Source organism: Streptomyces hyaluromycini (genome assembly GCF_002217755.1).
Taxonomy (GTDB): Bacteria; Actinomycetota; Actinomycetes; order Streptomycetales; family Streptomycetaceae; genus Streptomyces; species Streptomyces hyaluromycini.
On sequence record NZ_BCFL01000025.1, the window covers coordinates 21782 to 39982 of the forward strand.

Consider the following 18201-nt stretch of genomic DNA (forward strand, 5'->3'; position numbering starts at 1 on the left):
TGTCAGGCGGCGTCGTCGTGCGCGGTGGCCGCGGACTTCTCGCGCCACGGGGCGAGGTCGTCCTGCACCTGCCGGTACTTGACGTCGAGCCGCTCCAGCGTGTCGCGCCCGAGGTAGAGGTGCGTGGGCAGCTTCTCGGTGGCGGCCACCTCCACGATGAGGGCGGCGCCCTTGACGGGGTCGCCGAGCTGGGCGTGGTTGGCCCGGTCGATCCAGTCCAGGGTCACGTGCGCGGGGGTGTCGTCGTAGTCGCCGATGCGGTTCGCGGCGACCGACAGGGAGCTGGCGTCCAGGAAGTCGGTGCGGAAGACGCCGGGCTCGACGACCATCGACTGGATTCCGAACGGCGCCATCTCGGCGGAGAGCGCTTCGCTGATGCCGGCGACCGCGAACTTCGACGCGGAGTACAGGCTGACGCCCGGCTCGCCCTCGAATCCGGAGCGGGAGCCGATGTGCACCAGCCGTCCGGAGCCCTGCTTGCGCATCACGGGCAGCACGGCCCGGGTGACGTTGACCAGGCCGAAGACGTTGAGGTCGAACAGTGACCGGGCCTCCGCGTCGGAGATCTCCTCCAGCGCGCCCAGCAGGCCGCGGCCGGCGTTGTTCACCAGGACGTCGATGCCGCCGAACCTCGCCACGGCCGCCTCGACCGCCTGCGGGATGCTGTCGTTGTCCGTGACGTCCAGGGCGACCGCGAAGACCTTGTCGGAACTCTTCAGATCGTCCGGTACCCGCTCCGGATTTCGTACGGCGACCACGACATTGTTACCGCCTGCCAGAGCGGCACGGGCGATTTCCGCGCCGATTCCGCGGGAGGCACCGGTGACAAACCACGTAGCCATGGGAAAACCTCTTTCGTTCCTTTTCCCCTGAGGGGGATTTCCTGTTGACGTATTCGAGTCTGTCCCTCCTCCGGAGCGATATGAAGGCAGCGGTTTTCCTGGGAGTCCTGCACCCAGGATGGGGCTCAGGTGCCGTGCGCGGGGTTCTGCTGGTGCGGCACTTCGGGTGCGCCGACGGAGCCCAGCAGGGCCAGCCCGTCGGCTGAGGGGGAGCCCGGCTCGGCCTGCAGGATGACCAGCTGCTGGCCCGGGACGCTGCGGATGTCGAGGGCCTCGTGGCGCAGCTCCAGGTCCCCCACGACCGAGTGGTGGACCTGCTTGGTCTCGTAGGGCGGGACCCGGGTGTACTCGCGTGCCCACAGGGCGCGGAACTCGCCGCTGCGCACCGACAGCTCACCGACCAGCTCCAGGATGCGGGGGTCCTCCGGGGTGCTCGCGGCGGTCTGCCGAAGGTCGGCGACCGCCCGGTGCCTGGCCCGCTCCGGGCTGCGGTAGAAGGACTTCGCGGCCGGATCCAGGAAGAGCATGCGCAGCACGTTGTCGTGCTGCGCGAAGTCACGGTAGAGGGCGTCGGCCAGGGCGTTGGTGGCCAGCAGGTCCTGGGCGTGGCCGATGATGAAGGCCGGCGTCCTGGTCCAGCTCTCGATCAGCTGCCGCAGATGCGGGCGGACACGCTCGACCCGGACGGGCGCCCTGGTGCGACGGGCCGACGGCAGCGCCAGCCGGAAGAGTTCCCGCCTGTCCTCGTCCCCGAGCCGCAGCACACGGGCCATGGCCTCAAGGACCCGGGGCGACGGACTGACCTCACGGCCCTGTTCGAGCCGGCTGTAGTAGCTCAGGCTGACCCCCGCGAGCGTCGCGACCTCGTCGCGTCGCAGCCCCGGCACCCTCCGCCGGCCGGCGGTGAGCAGTCCTGCCGCCTCGGGGCTGAGGCGCTCTCTGCGGGAGCGGAGGAAATGACCCAGCCCTTCCACTGAGTCGAGGTGCGTGTCGTTGTCCATGTCATCGAGGCTAGGCGGAAAACGCCCGGAAAAGTTCCGCCGACGGTGGGTGCATTACACCCAGGATTACGGGCGCCATGGGGCGGGACCGTGCAACACCCCGGCCCTGACGTCTCGGTCGCCTCCCCCTCGGACACGGAATCACCCTCTGCGACGAACGCACGACCTCATGTGATATTGCACGCCCGGCACTTCTCACAGGACGGAATCCATCTACTCTTGCCGCATGAGCAATGGGACGCCTTTGGGTGATTTTCTCCGAGCCCGCAGAGAAGCCCTGAAGCCGCACGACGTCGGTCTGCCCGAACACGGGCGGCGCCGGGTGCCGGGACTGCGCCGAGAGGAAGTCGCGCTGCTCGCCGGAGTCAGCTCCGACTACTACATCAGGCTGGAACAGGGGCGCGAGAACAGCCCGTCCCCCCAGGTCCTCGATGCCGTGGCGCAGGCGCTGAAACTGGACGCGGAGTCCACCGACCATCTCAACCGCCTCTGCCTGGCCGCCTCGCAGCGCCCGCGCGACCGGGGCGACGCGGAGGTCAGCCTGCAGCTGTTGCAGCTGATGGACGGCTGGGATCACACTCCGGCCTTCGTCGTGGGCCCGGCCCTCGACATCATGGCGGGCAACTCCCTGGCCACCGCCCTGCACAGCGGTTTCGAGAAGTTCGACAACCTCGCCCGGATGGTGTTCGTCGACCCGGCCGGGCGCGACTTCTACCAGGAATGGGAGCGGGCCGCGCACTCCTGCGTCGCCGAGATCAGGGCCGCCTACGGCCATGACCCCGAATCCGCCCGCATCGCCGAGGTCGTGGCGGAACTGTCCGCCCGGAGCGAGGAGTTCGCCGCGCTCTGGCAACTCCACGACGTCAAGGGCAAGTCCCAGGAGGGCAAGCACCTGAAACACCCTCAGGTCGGAGACCTGCACATCAAGTTCGCGGCGTTCACGGTCAACGGGGCCCCGCACCAGCAGCTGGTCGTCTACCAGGCCGAGCCGGCCGGCCCGACGGCGGCCGCCTTCGAGACGCTGAGGGCGATGGCCGCCCAGCCGAAGCAGGCCCGGGCCGGAGCGGTGGACGCGGGCACGTGAGCTCGACTGCCTGGAGCGCTGATCCGATGACGGGGCTCAAGTGGTGGCAACGAGTGGCGTTGATCGTGTGCTTGTGTGCGCTCACTCTGCCGTTGTGGTTCGCCGCCAAGAACACCTACCGCTTCGTCGACGGTCACCGGACCTTGACGGAAGGACATGTTCACTGCGACTGGGGCGGCCCCTGCCAGGGCGCGTGGCGGCTGCCCGGCGGACGGCAAGGGCGGGGTGAGATCGAAGGTCTGTCCTTCCAGGACGACGAAGAGCTCGTGACGGGCATACCGGTCTACGCGGGCGGGGACTGGGCTGTGGCCGACCGCTCCGACCTGGCTGTCCATGCGGCCCTGGAACTCGGCGGTGCTGTGATCGGCGCGGCTCTGGTGCTCTCGATGGCCTGGATCAGGTCCAGAGACCTCTGACCGTGCGGGGTGTGCCGGCGTCGCCCCCGGTCCGGAGCGAGATCACCGGAATCCGGTGAGGACCGCTCGCCTGTCCCGCGGCGAACCTGAGCGCGCGCCACCCCCGTACGTCGTCCACCCCCCGTGTGTCATCCACGAACCGCCGCTCGTTCCTTGCCCGCGGCGCGGCTCTCGCGGCCGTGCCCACGGTCGCCGCGCTGGCCGACGGCGCACTGGCCGGCCAGGCGTCGGCCGCCACGCTGCCCGACTACGCGCCGATCCCGCCGTCCGCACTCGGTCCCCGCCGTCAACGCGCAGGGCTACTACGTGGGCCGGGTCGAGAAGAACCTGTACTGGGTGACCGACGGCACCTACCAGGCGGCGTTCCTGACGACCCGTGAGGGGGTCGTGCTGTTCGACGCACCGCCGTCCATCGGGCACAACCTGCAGCGTGCCGTCGACGAGATCGCGTCCGCCAACGGCGTCTCCGGCAAAGTGACCCACCTGGTCTACTCCCACCACCACGCCGATCATCTCGGCGCGTCGTCGCTGTTCGGCCGCGACGTCGTACGGATCGGCCACGCCGAGACCAAACGGCTCCTGGCCCGCGACAACGACCCGGCCCGGCCGGTTCCCGACATCACCTTCGACAAGCGCCACACGCTGCGCGTCGGCGGGGAGCGCATCGAGCTGGCCTGGCACGGCACCAACCACACCCCCGACAACGTCTACATCCACCTGCCCGACCGCGACACCCTGATGCTCGTCGACGTCCTCCTGCCCGGCTGGGTCCCCTTCGACAGCTTCAACCTCAACGAGGACGTCCCCGGCTCCATCGCCGCCCCCGCCAAGGCCATGAGCTACCCGTGGAAGCACTTCATCGGCGGCCACATAGGCAGGCTGGGCACCCGCCAGGACATGGTGGTGTACCAGCAGTACGTGGACGACATCGTCGACAACGTCAAGAAGGCGCTGGCGACGGTCGACCCCACCCCGTACTTCACGAAGTACGGGAACAACGTGTGGGCCGCGGTCAAGGAGTACCAGGCCGCCCAGGTCGCCTACGCCTCCGAACCGGTCGTCAGGAAGTACACCGGCGTCCTCGCCGCCGCCGACGTCTACACGGCCAGTACGACGTTCATCATTCTCGAGTCACTCCGCCTCGACCTCGGCGTGGGCTCGCAGGTCCACGCCTGACCGCGACCGGGATCGCGGTCCGGGCGGCCGAGGGCGGTCCGGGCCGGGCGGCCGGCGCGTCAAGTCGTCGCCGGGGTGCGGTGTTTCGCGTCGACTAGGCTGGCCGCGTGCCTGGAAGACATGGCCCGGTGCCCGGTCCGCCGGCCGCGGCAGGCCCGGTCCGGGTACCGGGACGGGGCCGTCCCGGTCTGATCGGCCGTCGCGACCTGGTCGCCGCCTTGGAGCGCGCGGCCGAGAAGCGGGTGACGATCATCTCCGCGCCCGCCGGCAGCGGCAAGACGTCGTTGCTCCGCGAGTGGGCCGACCGCCCGCGTGCGGACCGCCGGGTCGCGTTCATGTCCGTGCGGCCGAACCAGCAGGACGCACAGCTGTTCTGGCTCGCGCTGCTGGAGGCGGTCCGCGGCGCGGCGGGCACCGCGGGTGCCGCCGAGCCGCCGCCCGCGACGCCCGGCTTCGACGGCGGCGCCATGGCGGACAGGATCCTGTCCGAGGCGACGGCGTCCGGCGGAACCTTCTTCCTCGTCATCGACGACCTGCACGAGCTCGGCTCGGCGGAGGCCATCGAGCAGCTCACGGCCCTGCTGGCGGATCTTCCCCGGGGCGTACACGCGATCCTGGCCACCCGTCAGGACCCGCCGCTGCGCCTGCACAGGCTGCGGCTGGCCGGGGAACTGGCCGAGCTCCGGGCCGCGCAGCTGCGCTTCACGGAGGCCGAGACCCGTGAGTTCCTCGCCGCTTGCGAAGTCGCGCTGCCCGACCATGCGGCGGGCGTGCTGCACCAGCGCACGGGGGGCTGGGCGGCCGGGCTGCGGCTCGCGGTGCTCTCCCTGGCCGGGCACCCGGATCCCGAACGGTTCGTCGCCGAGTTCTCCGGCAGTCACCGTACGGTCGCCGAGTACCTGACGGCCGAGATGCTGGAGCGGCAACCCGCCGAGGTGCAGCGTCTGCTGCTGCGCACCTCCCTGCTGGACCGGGTCGACGGCGAGCTCGCCGATCTGCTCACCGGCGCGACCGGGTCCGGGAGCATCCTGCTGGATCTGGAGGACGCCAACGCGTTCGTCGTGTCACTCGACCCGGGCCGCACCTGGTTCCGCTACCACCGCATGTTCGCCGACCTGCTCCGGCTGGAACTTCGCCGCAGGTTCCCGCAGGCCGTCCCGGAGCTGCACCGGCTGGCCGCGCGCTGGTTCGCCGACCACGCCCAGGCCGTCGACGCCGTTCGGTACCGGCAGGCCGCCGGCGACTGGGCGGAGGCGGCCCGTCTCCTCACCGACCACACCGTCAGCCTCACGCTCGACGGGCAGGCCGGAACCGTGGTGGCGCTGCTGAGCGACTTCCCGCCCCGTACCGGCGAGGAATGCCCCGAGCTCGCCCTTGTGTACGCCAACGCCGATCTGCACCGGCATCGCCTGGAGGAGGCCCGGGCCCGCCTGGAGATCGCCAGGTCGTACGCCGGCACGGCACCGGTCGGCCGCCGTCCTCGGCTGCGGATGGCGGCAGCCGCCCTGGAGCTGCTGCCGGCCCGGCTGCGCGGGCACTTCGACGACGTCTTCGAGCAGGCCGACGCGCTGCCCTCGCGGGTCGCCGGCCAGTCCCACACCGAGGTCGCGCTCGCCAGCGATCTGCGGGCTCTCGTCCTCCTGAACCTGGGGGTCACCGAGGCCTGGTCGCTGCGGCTCGCCGACAGTGAACGGCACCTTCTGGAGGGCGCCGCGCTCGCCCGTGACATCGACCGCCCCTATCTGGAGGTGGCCTGTCTCGCCCACCTGGGTTTCGCCTCCGGCAACCGCTCCTTCGCCCTGGTCCGGCAGCGGTGCGAGCAGGCCCTGGCGCTGGCCGCTCGGTACGGCTGGGAGGCCCAGGCGGTGATCGCCTCGGCCCAGGCGTCCTTCGCCTGGACGCTGATCTGCACGGGCGAGTTCGACCACGGCGAGCGGTGGCTGGATCGCGCGCGGCGGGCCACGCGGTCCGGGGGCGAACCGGGCATCCGGTTGCTGGTGCGTCTGGTCTCCGCGATGCTTCCGGCGGTGCGCGGCCGGCACCGCGAGGCGCTGGCCGAGTTGACGGCAGCCGAGGAGGTGCAGGCGCACATGGTGGGCCGGCACGGGCTGTCGACGCACGTGGCCGCCTGGACGATGGCGGCTCGGGCCCGGCTCGGGATGGTCGACGAGGCGAGGGCGGACCTCGCCGCTCTCGACGACCGGGAGGCCGCCGTCGGGGAGATGCGCAACGCGGCCGCGGTGATCCGTCTCGCCGAGCGGGATCCCGCCGGCGCCCGCCGCGAGCTCCGGCCGGTCCTCGCCGGCCGCGCCCCCGTCAACTCCTTCCTCACCCCGGTCGAGGCCCGGCTCCTGGACGCGCTGACCTGCCGGGACCTGGGCGACGGCCACGCGGCGGGGGCAGCCGTGGAAGAGGCGCTGAACCTCGCCGAGGCGGACCGGATGATCCTGCCGTTCGCGATGACCGGCGCCTGGGAGCTGCTTGAGCCGGTACAGCAGAGGACGTCGCACGCCGCACTGGTCTCCGACATCCTCGACGCCGTCCGGGGCGGCGCCCCGGCCGGACCCGACCGAACGGCTCCGGGGCCGGCCGAGGAGCTCAGCCCGAGTGAGCTGCGCATCCTGCGCTACCTGCCGACGAACCTCACCCGGCCCGAGATCGCCGCCGAGCTGTCGGTCTCGCTCAACACCGTGAACACCCACGTCCGGCGGATCTACGCCAAGCTCGGCGCCGGGGACCGGTCGGCGGCGGTGCAGCGCGGCCGGGAGCTGCGGCTGCTGTCGAACGGCGGCCGCGCCTGACGACGGAACGCGTCACCGGAGAGCGGGTGTCATCGGCTACCTGAACGCATCCTGACTGCGCCTGGTGATCACCGCCCGGACACCGCTGCCGTCCGCACACGATGACCTCATGAACCTCCGCGCAGCCCGCCCGCGCATACCGGCGTCCCGTCCCGCCCCTGCCCCCGTGACGGAAGAAGGTCGCCGTGAATCCACCCCCTGCCTGCCCTCCACCGCTTGACCGGGCGACGAACTGGCTGCGGTGCCGGCTCGGCCGCGCCGTGCTGCTCTCCTACGGCGCCGCTCTGCTGCTGCCGGTCCTCGCCTACGGGCTGCTGCAGAAGACGGCCGCCGGCCGGATCGTCACCCGGGCCGCGGGCCGCGGCTCCCGCGCCGCGCCGGCGGGGGGGTCACTCGCCGTGGGTCCGCAACCGGTGCTCGTAGGCGAAGATCACCACCTGCACCCGGTCCCGCAGCTGGAGCTTGGCGAGGATCCGGGTGATGTGGGTCTTCACGGTGGCCTCGGTCAGGAAGAGCCGTTCGGCGATCTCGGCGTTGGCCAGGCCGCTCGCGACGAGGTGGAAGACGTCCCGCTCCCGGGCGGTCAGCGTGTCGAAGAGCGCGCCGGCGGCGGCCTCCCGGGGCCAGGGCGCGATCTGCGCGAACCGGTCGACCAGGCCCCGGGTGATGCGCGGGGTCAGCACGGCGTCACCGGAGGAGACGGCGCGGATCGCCTGGTGCAGGACGGCCGGGACCACGTCCTTGAGGAGGAACCCGCAGGCTCCGGCACGCAGGCCCTCGAAGGCGTACTCGTCGAGGTCGAAGGTGGTCAGGATGAGGACCCGGGAGGCCACGGTGCCGGTGATGCTCCGGGTCGCCTCGATACCGTCCATGACCGGCATGCGGACGTCCATGAGGACGACGTCCGGGGCCGTGCGCCGGGTCAGGTCGACCGCCTCCGCCCCGTCCGCGGCCTCGCCGACGACCTCGATGTCCGGCATCGTGCCCAGCAGGCTGCGGAAGGCCATGCGGACCAGCGCCTGGTCGTCGGCGAGCAGGACCGAGATCGTCATCGCGGTTCTCCGAGTCTCAATTGGCCGAGCACGGCCCAGCCGGACGGGGTGGGGCCCGCGTGGAGGTCGCCGTCGAAGAGGGCGACGCGTTCGCGCATGCCGGTGAGCCCGTTTCCGGGGCGGACCGCACGGGCCGGGGTGCCGTCGTCGGCGATACGGAAGGCGACCGTGCGGGGCGCGCAGTCGAGGACGACGTCGACGCGGGAGGCGCCCCGGGCGTGCTTGACCACGTTGGTGAGGGCCTCCTGCACTATCCGGTAGAGGGTGGTCTGCGCCTGCGGGCTCATGTTCTCGCTGGTCCCGGTCTCGGTGAGCCGGACGTCCAGACCGGTCCGGCAGGTCTGGGCGACCAGACCCTTCAGCGCCGCCAGGTCGGGCTGCGGGGAGCGGTCGGCTCCGTCGTCCTCGCGCAGTACCCCGAGCAGCCTGCGGGTCCCGGCCAGCGACTGCCGCCCGGTGGCGGCGGCCTGGAGCATCTTGTCGCGGGCGCCGTCCGGGTCGGTCGCGGTGGTGGCGGCCGCGGCCTCCGACAGGGCTACGACGACCACCAGGCCGTGGGCGACGATGTCGTGCATCTCGCGGGCGATCCGGGTGCGTTCCGCCGCCGCGGCCAGTTGTGCCTGCTGTTCCCGTTCCCGTTCGAGCCGCTCGGCCCGGTCCTCGATGGAGGCCAGGTAGCGGTGCTGGGCCCGCACGGTCGTGCCGAGGAAGAACGCGGCGCCCGCCAGGCCGCCCAGGATCACCATGGCGTCGTTCACACTGCCCGCCGGCCCGAACCGCACCGACATCAGCACGACCCCGAGCCCCACGGCCGCCGCCGCGCCGAGTGCGAACCGCAGGTCCCGGTGGGCGGTGACGGTGTACAGCGCGACCAGGACCGCCAGCTCCGCGAACGACACCGTGCCCAGCGCCCACGTCAGCATCGCCACCGCCCAGCAGACCGCGAAGACGGCGAGCGGGGCGCGCCGGCGCAGCAGCAGGGGCCAGACGACGGCCATGGCCAGCGCCCAGTCCCGTACCCCGGCACGGTTGTAGAGCAGCTCGTGCGCCGCGAGCGCGGTGCACACCAGGCACGGCACGAGCAGCAGCACGGCCGCGGAATTCAGGCGCGTCCGGACCGGGGAAATCAGCGAAACCAGGGAAACCACCTCGCCGAGATTACGGGAATTCGCCTCGGCCGCCATCAATCGATGGTCGTACATCGCCGGGAAAGAGCCCACCTTCGTCGGATGTCACGGACCTGACGTGGCCCTTAGCGTCTCCGTCCATCCCGGCAAGAGCACAGAGCAAGAGCACACAAGAGCACAGAGTAAGAAAAGGGAAAGAGGCGAAGGTATTCATGGATTCCCATCGGGCGGCGACAAAAGTCCCCGCGGCGACAGCCCTGTTCTGGGTCATCAAGGTCCTCACCACCGGCATAGGCGAGGCCACTTCCGACTATCTCGGCCAGTGGAGTCTGTGGCTGTCCGCCGGGGCGAGTGCCGCCGCCCTGACGGTGGCCTTCTGGCTGCAGTTCCGCTCGCCGCGCTACCGGCCGGCGACGTACTGGTTCACCGTCGCGATGATCGCCGTCTTCGGCACGGCGGCCGCCGACTGCTTCCGGATCGGCCTGCACGTGGAGTTGCCGTACACGACGACCGGCTACGCGCTGGCGCTCGCCGTGTGCTTCGCCGCCTGGTACGCGACCGAGCGCACCCTGTCGATCCACACGATCGACACCCCGCGCCGCGAGGTCTTCTACTGGCTCACGGTGCTGCTCACCTTCGCCCTCGGCACGGCGGCCGGCGACCTGACCGGCTTCTACCTGGACCTCGGGTTCGTGCACTCGGCGCTGCTGTTCGGCGCGGCGATCCTCGTGCCGTGGCTGCTGTACCGCTTCGCGCACCTGAACGCCGTGGCCGCCTTCTGGGCGTCGTACGTGCTCACCCGGCCGCTCGGCGCGTCCCTGGCGGACTACCTGGGCATGGACAAGCCGTTCGGCGTGGGCGTCGGCTTCGGTACGACGGCCCTGCTGTCGGCGGCGGTGTGCGCGGTGCTCGTCGGGTACGCCGGCTGGTCGTACCGGCGCCCTCAGCCGCAGCCGACGCCGGTGTCGTCGCGGGTGTCGTCCTGACGGACCGGCACCGCGGGGCAAGGGCGAGGGCGAGACATGGTCGGTCTGCGCCGTCGGCTCAGTCCGCGTTGGGGCGGGCGAGGCCCTGGTCGTAGGCGAAGATCACTGCCTGGACGCGGTCGCGGGCGCCGATCTTGGCCAGGACTCGGCCGACGTGGGTCTTGACGGTGGACTCGGTCACGACGAACCGCTCGGCGATCTCGCCGTTGCTCCAGCCCTTGCCGATGGCGACGAGGATCTCGCGCTCGCGGTCGGTGAGGGAGCCGAGTCTCGGGTCCTCGTCACGGTCTCCGCTGGGGGCGGGGACGTAGCGGGTGAACTCGTCGAGGATGCGGCGGGTGAGGGCCGGCGCGATGACGGCGTCCCCGGCGGCGACGGCCCGGATGCCGGCGAGGAGTTCCTCGGCGTGCGCGTCCTTGAGGAGGAAGCCGCTGGCTCCGGCGCGCAGGGCGGCGTGGACGTACTCGTCGAGGTCGAAGGTGGTGAGCACGAGGACCCGGGAGCGCTCGCCCGCGGCGACGATGCGGCGGGTGGCCTCGATCCCGTCCATGCCGGGCATGCGGACGTCCATCAGGACGACGTCCGGGCGCAGTTCGGCGGCCTTGCGGACGGCGTCGGCGCCGTGCGCGGCCTCGCCCACGACCTCGGTCTCCGGGACGGAGTCCAGCAGCATGCGGAAGCCGTAGCGCTGCAGCGGCTGGTCGTCCACGATGAGCACGGTGGTCATCGGGCACCGCCCTGAGGGGTGAGGTCGAGGACGGCCTCGACGCGCCATCCGCCGCCGCGCGCGGGACCCGCGCTGACGGTGCCCCCGTACAGAGCCGCTCGCTCCCTCATGCCCACCAGTCCGTGTCCTTCCTCGTTCGGCGGTCCGGCCGGTGCGGTCCGGCCCGTGTCCCGGACCCGGATGGTCAGTCTGCCGTCCTCGGCGAGGATCGCCAGGTGGACCCGGGTGCCGGCGTCCGTGTCGGCGTGCTTCAGGGTGTTGGTGAGGGCTTCCTGGACGATGCGGTACACGGTCAGCTGCACCCCGCCGTCCAGGGCGTCCATGTCGCCGGAGGTGCGGTAGACGACCTCCAGTCCGGCGGCCCGCACCTTCGCGCACAGCGAGTCGAGGTCCGCGATGCCCGGCTGCGGGCTGAGCTCGGGCCCGCCCGTGGGGCCGTCCGCCGGCTCGCGCAGCACGCCGAGCACCCGCCGCAGCTCGCCCAGGGCCTGCCGGCCGGTGTCGCCGATGATCTGCAGGGCCTCCTTGCCCCGTTCGGGGGCGGTGTCGGTGGCGTAGGCGCCGGCGTCGGCGAGCGTGATGATCACGGAGAGGTTGTGGCCGACGATGTCGTGCATCTCGCGCGCGACGCGGGTGCGTTCGGTGGCCGTGGCCAGTCGGCTGCGCTGGTCGCGTTCGATCTCCAGCTGGGCGGCCCGCTCCCGCAGTCCGGCGAGCTGGGCCCGCCGGATCCGTACCATCAGGCCGAGCGCGAGGGCCGCCGTCGCCGTGCTGAGCAGGAAGAACAGCGCGTCCCAGACCGACACCACCGCGGAGACGCGTACCGCCACCAGCGCCATGGCGCCCGCCATGACCCCGCACGCCCACGGCAGCCGCCGCAGCCGCCCGTGCAGGGTCAGGCTGTACAGGGCGATGAAGAGCGCGACGTCCGCGCGCAACGCCGCGCCCAGGGCCCACTGGACGACGAACACCGCGGCGATCACGCCGAAGGCCGCCTCGGGCCTGCGCCGCCGCCACAGTAGGGGCAGGACGAGGCCGGCCTGCACCGCCAGCATCGCGGCGAGGGGGAGCTGGGTGAAGGCGAGCCGGAAGTGGCGGGCGCGGTCGCCGTCGCCGTCCCCGTCACCGTGGTGGAACAGGTCGGGCAGGCAGAACATCAGGAAGACCAGGACCACGACCCCGGTGTCCAGCACCCAGGGGTGGGCCCGGTCGGCCTGCCGCAACCGCTGGCCGCCCCGGGAGAGCCGGGCGACCAGCGGTACCGTTCCGCTGATGTCATCGATGGTCACGGATGTCACGCTGCCATGGTGCGGGGCTCAGACGTCGCTGCGCACGAGCCGGTACGCCGCACCGGCCAGCGCCAGTGCCGTCCACCCGAGGAAGACCAGCAGTCCGGCGGTGGGCGACAGAGTGGTGCTGTCATGGGTCAGGGCGAACATCGACTCGCCCGCGTTGGACGGCAGGTAGGGGCTGATGTTGTCCTGCCAGGAGCTGGGCAGCAGGGAGATCAGGCCCGGGACCAGCATCAGGGAGGCCACCAGGACCGAGATCCCGCCGGCCACCGACCGCAGCAGCGCACCCAGGGCGGTGCCGATCACCCCGACCAGGCCGAGGTAGAGCCCGGCGCCCAGCAGGCTGCGTACGACGCCCGCGTGGGAGAGACCCATGGCCGCGGGCGTGCCCGAGACGATCTGGCTGCCGAACAGGAAGGCGACGAACGCGCCCAGCGTTCCCACCGCCAGCGCGACCAGCCCGAACACGACCGCCTTGGACCACAGCACGGGCAGCCGGCGCGGCACCGCGGCGAGCGTCGAGCGGATCATTCCGGTGGAGTACTCCCCCGCCGTGACCAGCACGCCGAGCACACCCAGGGCAAGCTGGGCGAAGTTCGTACCGAAGAGCGACAGGCTCACGGCCGTCGCGGTGGCGAAGTCACGGTCCTGGTGCCCGGAGCCGATGCCGGACTTGTAGTGACTCGCGGCGATCAGGCCGAAGGCCACCAGGAAGAGCAGGCCGAGGGCCAGGGTGATCCAGGTCGAGCGCAGCGACCACAGCTTGGCCCACTCCGAGGAGAGCACACGCCGTCCGGTCACCCGGTAGGCGGGGCGGTCCGGGGCGGTGGTCCGGGGCTGCTCCTCGGCGGTTGCGGTCAGGGTGCTCATGCCACACTCCCCTGGGTCTCGACGGCGGTCGTGGAGCCGTGGTACTCCACGGCATCCCTGGTCAGGTCCATGAACGCCTCCTCCAGCGACACACTCCGCGAACTCAGCTCGAACAGCGCGATCCCATGCTCGGCCGCCTTCAGGCCGATCTCCCGGGCGGTCACCCCGGTCACCTGCAGTTCCTCGGAACCGATCCGGCCGGTGACGTCGACGCCCGGCCCGGCCAGGACGTCCCGCAGCCGCGCCGGATCCTGTGTCACCACCGTCACGGTGTCACCGCCCGCGTCCCGGATCAGGTCCCCGACGGTGGTGTCGGCCAGCAGCCGGCCGCGCCCCACGATGATCAGATGGTCCGCGACCAGGGCCATCTCGCTCATCAGGTGCGAGGACACGAACACGGTCCGGCCCTCGTCGGCGAGCGCCTTCAGCAGGTTGCGGATCCAGAGGACGCCCTCCGGGTCCAGACCGTTGACCGGCTCGTCCAGCATCACCGTCTGCGGATCGCCCAGCAGCGCCGCCGCTATCCCCAGCCGCTGCCCCATACCGAGAGAGAACGCACCGGCCCGCTTCTTCGCCACGCTGCCGAGACCGGCCAGTTCGATCACCTCGTCCACCCGGCGACGCGGAATACCGTGGGTCAGCGCGAGCGCCCGCAGGTGGTTGTAGGCCGAGCGGCCCGGGTGGATCGACTTCGCCTCCAGCAGGGCACCGACCTCCTGGAGCGGCGCCTCGTGGCGGGCATAGGGCCGACCGTTGACCGTCACCGACCCGCTCGTCGGGGCATCGAGTCCGACGATCATGCGCATGGTCGTCGACTTACCCGCGCCGTTGGGCCCCAGGAAGCCGGTCACCGTGCCGGGCTTGACGACGAAGTCCAGGCTGTCGACGGCGGTCTTCTCGCCGTATCTCTTGGTCAGCTGCCGTGCGTCGATCATGCGCGTGTCTCTCTGTCGGCCTGCGGCGTCCCTGGTCTGCGACGCCTCACGGCAACGCTAGGCGCGGGATCACCCCGTCCCGTGGTACCGGGAGGCTGACCTGGGCCGGGCGCGTGGTACCCCGGTACTACGCGTCCGAGCTGCGTCGGGGCCGCTTGTCCCCGCGGTGCCGGGCCCGGTTCACAGGACGGAGCGGCGGGTCAGCAGTGCCAGTACCAGCAGGCCGGGGAGCAGCGGCAGCCAGCCGGTCAGCATGCGGTATCCGAAGACCGCCGACAGGGCCGCGGCCGCGGGCGCCCCGGCCGCGGTGAGCGTCAGTACGAGCGCGGCGTCCAGCGAGCCCAGGCCGCCGGGGGTGGGCAGCAGTACCGCGGCTCCGCTGGCGACGAGGTAGGCCAGCAGGACGTGTCCGGCGGGCACGGTCACCTCCAGCGCCCGGACCACGGCGACCAGCACGGCGGCGTGCAGCAGGGCGAATCCGACGGATCCTCCCCACAGGGCGCAGGCCCTGGAACGGCTGCCGTGCACGGCCCGGACATCGGCCAGGACGTGCCGGACCGCACCCCGGGCGCGGTGGCGTACCGGTCGGCTCAGCGCCACGGCCAGGACCACCGCCACGGCGCAGCCGACGGCGGGCAGCAGCAGGGAGGCGCGCGGGACGGCCGGCGGGAGCCGCAGGGGCCGGGGCGAGGCCAGCAGCAGTACGGCGGCCAGCGCGAACCGGACCAGCGCACCGGCGGCGGCCTTGACCGCGAGCGCGGTCGCCGACCGGGCGGTGGACAGCCCGCAGCGGGTGAGGAACCGCAGGTTGACGGCGCTCGCGCCGACCCCGGCCGGCAGCACGTGATTGGCCGCGCAGGCCGCGAACTGTGCGGCCACCAGCCGCCCGGCGGGCAGCCGTTCGGCCACCGCTCCCTGCTGGGCCACGGCCGCGCACACCCAGGTGGCCAGGGCGGCCGCGCCGCCCGCCAGCAGCCAGTCGCGGTCGGCGACGGCGAGCCGGTCGGCCCCGGCGTCCATCGTGTGCCGGTGCGCGGCGAGCAGCCAGCCGGCCGCCACCGTCACGGCCGCGGTGACGGCGAGCTGCCAGGTCCGGCCGAGGCCGCGGGACAGCGGCAGGCCGGCGCTGCTCACCGCTGCCCTCCCCGGTCCGGGGCGGGTGCGACGTAGACGCGCACGCCGGCCACCGTGTGCGGGGTCCAGGAGCGGGCGTAGCCGGGCGGGCGGCCGCCGGGTGCCAGGAGCGTGGCGGTGGGCAGCCGGCGGGCGGTCCGCCGGATGGCCGCCGGCGTGGTGTTGGCGTCGTGTCCGCCGGTCGACGCCGAGGAGCAGCCCGCGTAGTAGGCGATCGGGGCGTAGTTGTCCCCGGTGACCAGACAGGGCGGGTCGACGCCCAGCCGGTGCAGCCCGGCGGCGACGCGCGCCCACTCGCGGTGGGCGGCGGTGGTGCGCTGCACGGTGTGCTCCAGGACCACGAACTGCACGACCAGATGACCGGCCAGGGCGAGGGTCAGCAGTGCCGCGGTCAGCGGCCGGCGGATCCGTCCGGGGGCCCGGACCAGGCGCACCAGGAGGTCGGCGACCGGGACGGCGAGCAGTGCGTAGGCGGGCAGCAGAAAGCGCGCTGCCGCGTAGCCGATGAGGAAGAGGTACGGGAAGGCCGAGGAGGCGGCGCAGGCCAGCGCCACCAGGGTGGCCGTGCCGCGCCGGGCGCGGATCGCGATCACGGCGGCGAGGACGGCGAACACCGGGAGCGCGTACCACCACAGGGTCACCGGGGCGGAGGGCACGGCACCGGTGCACGGGCGGCACAGCGTACGTCCGCCCAGCGCGCGCAGCTGGTCCGTGACGGCGACGTGCCAGCCGAGGCCGCCCTGGATGCGGGACGCGTCGGACAGGCGCTGTGCCAGTCCGCCGTAGGAGACGAAAGCCTCGATCACCCACTCGGCCGCACCGGCGGCGAGGCCGCCGAGCAGCGTCGCCAGCAGCGCGGGGCGCCGCCATCGCCGCACGCCGACCAGCAGGACGAGCAGGGGCAGGGTCGCCCAGACCGCGTCCACGGGCCGCATCCAGCCCATCACGGCCGCGCTCAGGCCCACGCCCCACAGGGCCGAGCGGTCGAAGCGGTCGGCCTGGGCGCGCAGGAAGGATCCCGTGCAGGCCAGGGCGGCGACGGCGACCCAGTAGTTGGGCATGGCCTGCGGGCCGTAGTACAGCGTCACCCACAGGGTGGCGAAGAGGGCGCCCGCGGTCGCCTGCACGCGGGCCGGGAAGACGCCCCGCCAGGCGCGGAGCGCGAGGAGGAGCGCGAGGCCGGACAGGACGGCCAGGTAGATCCGCAGCAGCGCGGTGGACGACGACCAGGCGGCGACCGGCGCCACCAGCAGCGAAACACCGCGGGCCCGCGGGGCGCTGAAGAACGCGGCGGGCGCATGGGCGGCCACCTGGCTGACGTAGACCGACTCGTCCCAGCCGAGGCCCATCCCCGGCCGTACGAGCAGGAGCTGGGCCAGGGTGAAGGCGGCGGCCACGACCGCCGGCGCCCACTCGCCCCGGAATCGCCGGGCGGGACGGCCGGTCGTGGGCGGGCCGGGCCGGCGCGGGCCGGTCGACGTGGCCGGCGCGCTGTCCGTGACCTGTGGGCCGTCTCTCATCTCACACCCCTCCCCCTACAGCTTGTAGGGCTGCAGCAACCCTACAGGCCGTAGGGGCAGATCACCGACGGCAGCGAGGGCGGGGGCCGGGAAGGGCGGATAACGGGGCGAGTCGGGCGGCACGCAAGGCCAGGAGGGCCACCCGGCCAGTCTCCCAGTCGGGCGGCACCCGCGGCGGGCGACACCACAAGTAGTCCTGAATTCACCGGGCAGCCGCCCGCATACCCTTGCGCAGGACACGGAACACTACCCGCCATACCTTCGTCTACAGTGAAGTAGACCGTCTACAGAACTGTAGTCACGAAGGAGATCCCGACGATGACCACGGCCGTGCACCTGTCGTCGCAGCTGCCGAATCCCGACCGGTATCCGCGAACGACGGCTGCCGTGATCGCCGGCCTCTCGCCGATCCCGCACGTCACCGCGGTGTACCGCACGCGCCGGGCGGCGATGGCGAAGGAGGCCCGCGGATGATCCTCGCGCTCGACGGTTCGTCGCTCGACGGTCCCGCCTACACCGATGTGGTGAACCTCGCCCGGCATGCTCCCGCATGGCTCAACGACACGGTGTCGGCGTGGTCGACGTACGGGCTGGCCTTTTTCGCGGTGCTCATGGCCGTCGGCTGGTGGCGTGCCCGGCGGGACAGCGCCGGCGCGTCGGTGACGGCGCTCGCCGTGCCGTTCGCCGTCCTCGCGGCGTTCGGGGTGGACGCGGTGCTGAAGCTCCTCGTGCGCGAGGACCGGCCGTGCCAGAGCCTGCGCGTGACCACGCTGGAGGCGTGTCCGGCGCCCGGCGACTGGTCCTTCCCCAGCAACCACGCGGCCATCGCCGCCGCGGCGGCCGTCGCCCTGCTGTTCGTCTCCCGTCGGCTCGGCATCGTGGCCGCCGTGGCCGCCGCCGCGATGGCGGCCGCACGGATCTGGGTCGGCGTGCACTACCCCCACGACGTGCTGGCGGGGATCGCGGTGGGCGCCCTCATCGTCCTGCTCGTCATGCGGGCACTGCGCAGGCACGCGGACACCCTGGCCGGGCGGCTGACCGCGACCCGTCTGCGGCCGCTGCTGGGTCCCGGCGGCACCGACACCGCGACAAGGACGGGCACGGCCGCGCGGGACGACGGCCGCGAGGCCGTTCCGTCGGCGGGGCGTGACATCACGAGGTGGTAGGGATCCGCATGGCACAGCGGAACATCAGATGCTCCGGGAGCGGCAGGCTCGCTTCGAGCGGCCGGCACACGC

The 18201-nt window shown here is 72.5% G+C and carries 17 protein-coding genes; 7 read left to right on the forward strand and 10 right to left on the reverse strand.

Translation table 11 applies throughout. The annotated features are described in order from the left end of the window. Nucleotides 1–2: 2 nt before the first annotated feature. The gene (locus SSP29_RS32695; RefSeq protein WP_089104484.1) at nucleotides 3–842 is read right to left on the reverse strand and encodes an SDR family NAD(P)-dependent oxidoreductase; all 840 of its coding nucleotides are present in this window, start codon (nucleotides 840–842) and stop codon (nucleotides 3–5) included. Nucleotides 843–967: 125 nt separating this feature from the next. Continuing rightward, nucleotides 968–1843, reverse strand: coding sequence for a helix-turn-helix transcriptional regulator (locus SSP29_RS32700; RefSeq protein WP_089104485.1), 876 nt, complete (start codon nucleotides 1841–1843; stop codon nucleotides 968–970). Nucleotides 1844–2069: 226 nt separating this feature from the next. On the opposite strand from SSP29_RS32700, the gene SSP29_RS32705 reads away from it, so the two are divergent. From SSP29_RS32705 to SSP29_RS60995, 4 genes are all read left to right on the forward strand, one after another. Then, nucleotides 2070–2927, forward strand: a complete 858-nt coding sequence (locus SSP29_RS32705) for a helix-turn-helix transcriptional regulator (protein ID WP_089104486.1) — start codon at nucleotides 2070–2072, stop codon at nucleotides 2925–2927. 26 nt (nucleotides 2928–2953) lie between these two features. Next, nucleotides 2954–3343, forward strand: a complete 390-nt coding sequence (locus SSP29_RS32710) for a hypothetical protein (RefSeq protein ID WP_089104487.1) — start codon at nucleotides 2954–2956, stop codon at nucleotides 3341–3343. Nucleotides 3344–3649: 306 nt separating this feature from the next. Then, entirely contained in the window at nucleotides 3650–4519 is an 870-nt protein-coding gene (locus tag SSP29_RS32715; RefSeq protein WP_245883341.1) for an MBL fold metallo-hydrolase, read from the forward strand. Between the two features lie 107 nt (nucleotides 4520–4626). After that, nucleotides 4627–7320 (forward strand): winged helix-turn-helix domain-containing protein, encoded by a 2694-nt coding sequence (locus tag SSP29_RS60995; RefSeq protein ID WP_150135358.1) that lies wholly within the window; start codon nucleotides 4627–4629, stop codon nucleotides 7318–7320. A 389-nt stretch (nucleotides 7321–7709) separates the two neighbouring features. Here the strand turns inward: SSP29_RS60995 and SSP29_RS32725 are convergent, their stop codons facing one another. Beyond that, a complete protein-coding gene (locus SSP29_RS32725; RefSeq protein WP_089104489.1) occupies nucleotides 7710–8372 on the reverse strand; it encodes a response regulator in 663 nt (220 codons plus the stop codon). After that, complete coding sequence (locus tag SSP29_RS32730) at nucleotides 8369–9520, reverse strand: sensor histidine kinase (RefSeq protein WP_167450050.1); 1152 nt, start codon at nucleotides 9518–9520, stop codon at nucleotides 8369–8371. The genes SSP29_RS32725 and SSP29_RS32730 overlap by 4 nt, the downstream gene beginning before the upstream one ends. Nucleotides 9521–9711: 191 nt before the next feature. Here SSP29_RS32730 and SSP29_RS32735 point away from each other — a divergent pair, with 191 nt between their 5' ends. After that, nucleotides 9712–10485: a COG4705 family protein gene (locus tag SSP29_RS32735; protein WP_089104491.1), complete on the forward strand. Its 774-nt coding sequence runs from the start codon at nucleotides 9712–9714 to the stop codon at nucleotides 10483–10485. 58 nt (nucleotides 10486–10543) lie between these two features. Here the strand turns inward: SSP29_RS32735 and SSP29_RS32740 are convergent, their stop codons facing one another. The 6 genes from SSP29_RS32740 to SSP29_RS56830 form a co-directional block, all read right to left on the reverse strand. Next, nucleotides 10544–11212 carry a response regulator gene (locus tag SSP29_RS32740; RefSeq protein ID WP_089104492.1) on the reverse strand — a complete coding sequence of 223 codons (669 nt, stop codon included), beginning with the start codon at nucleotides 11210–11212 and terminating at the stop codon, nucleotides 10544–10546. Next, nucleotides 11209–12510, reverse strand: coding sequence for a sensor histidine kinase (locus tag SSP29_RS32745; RefSeq protein ID WP_089104493.1), 1302 nt, complete (start codon nucleotides 12508–12510; stop codon nucleotides 11209–11211). The genes SSP29_RS32740 and SSP29_RS32745 overlap by 4 nt, the downstream gene beginning before the upstream one ends. A gap of 18 nt (nucleotides 12511–12528) precedes the next feature. Further along, nucleotides 12529–13374, reverse strand: a complete 846-nt coding sequence (locus SSP29_RS32750; RefSeq protein ID WP_089104494.1) for a hypothetical protein — start codon at nucleotides 13372–13374, stop codon at nucleotides 12529–12531. Beyond that, the gene (locus SSP29_RS32755) at nucleotides 13371–14309 is read right to left on the reverse strand and encodes an ABC transporter ATP-binding protein (RefSeq protein WP_089104495.1); all 939 of its coding nucleotides are present in this window, start codon (nucleotides 14307–14309) and stop codon (nucleotides 13371–13373) included. Before SSP29_RS32755 ends, SSP29_RS32750 begins: the two co-directional genes overlap by 4 nt. A 180-nt stretch (nucleotides 14310–14489) precedes the next feature. Beyond that, entirely contained in the window at nucleotides 14490–15443 is a 954-nt protein-coding gene (locus SSP29_RS56825; RefSeq protein ID WP_089104496.1) for a lysylphosphatidylglycerol synthase domain-containing protein, read from the reverse strand. Beyond that, nucleotides 15440–16963 (reverse strand): hypothetical protein, encoded by a 1524-nt coding sequence (locus SSP29_RS56830; protein ID WP_089104497.1) that lies wholly within the window; start codon nucleotides 16961–16963, stop codon nucleotides 15440–15442. The genes SSP29_RS56825 and SSP29_RS56830 overlap by 4 nt, the downstream gene beginning before the upstream one ends. A gap of 318 nt (nucleotides 16964–17281) precedes the next feature. On the opposite strand from SSP29_RS56830, the gene SSP29_RS58725 reads away from it, so the two are divergent. Together SSP29_RS58725 and SSP29_RS32770 are read left to right on the forward strand one after the other, a co-directional pair. Then, a complete protein-coding gene (locus SSP29_RS58725) occupies nucleotides 17282–17437 on the forward strand; it encodes a hypothetical protein (RefSeq protein ID WP_167450051.1) in 156 nt (51 codons plus the stop codon). Then, entirely contained in the window at nucleotides 17434–18129 is a 696-nt protein-coding gene (locus SSP29_RS32770) for a phosphatase PAP2 family protein (RefSeq protein ID WP_089104498.1), read from the forward strand. The genes SSP29_RS58725 and SSP29_RS32770 overlap by 4 nt, the downstream gene beginning before the upstream one ends. The last annotated feature ends 72 nt before the right edge of the window (nucleotides 18130–18201 follow it).

Coding starts and splice junctions, on each gene's coding strand:
- SSP29_RS32695 (WP_089104484.1), bottom strand. CDS start 842: ATGGCTACGTGGTTTGTCACCGGTGCCTCCCGCGGAATCGGCGCGGAA.
- SSP29_RS32700 (WP_089104485.1), bottom strand. CDS start 1,843: ATGGACAACGACACGCACCTCGACTCAGTGGAAGGGCTGGGTCATTTC.
- SSP29_RS32705 (WP_089104486.1), top strand. CDS start 2,070: ATGAGCAATGGGACGCCTTTGGGTGATTTTCTCCGAGCCCGCAGAGAA.
- SSP29_RS32710 (WP_089104487.1), top strand. CDS start 2,954: ATGACGGGGCTCAAGTGGTGGCAACGAGTGGCGTTGATCGTGTGCTTG.
- SSP29_RS32725 (WP_089104489.1), bottom strand. CDS start 8,372: ATGACGATCTCGGTCCTGCTCGCCGACGACCAGGCGCTGGTCCGCATG.
- SSP29_RS32735 (WP_089104491.1), top strand. CDS start 9,712: ATGGATTCCCATCGGGCGGCGACAAAAGTCCCCGCGGCGACAGCCCTG.
- SSP29_RS32740 (WP_089104492.1), bottom strand. CDS start 11,212: ATGACCACCGTGCTCATCGTGGACGACCAGCCGCTGCAGCGCTACGGC.
- SSP29_RS32750 (WP_089104494.1), bottom strand. CDS start 13,374: ATGAGCACCCTGACCGCAACCGCCGAGGAGCAGCCCCGGACCACCGCC.
- SSP29_RS32755 (WP_089104495.1), bottom strand. CDS start 14,309: ATGATCGACGCACGGCAGCTGACCAAGAGATACGGCGAGAAGACCGCC.
- SSP29_RS56830 (WP_089104497.1), bottom strand. CDS start 16,963: ATGAGAGACGGCCCACAGGTCACGGACAGCGCGCCGGCCACGTCGACC.
- SSP29_RS58725 (WP_167450051.1), top strand. CDS start 17,282: ATGACCACGGCCGTGCACCTGTCGTCGCAGCTGCCGAATCCCGACCGG.
- SSP29_RS32770 (WP_089104498.1), top strand. CDS start 17,434: ATGATCCTCGCGCTCGACGGTTCGTCGCTCGACGGTCCCGCCTACACC.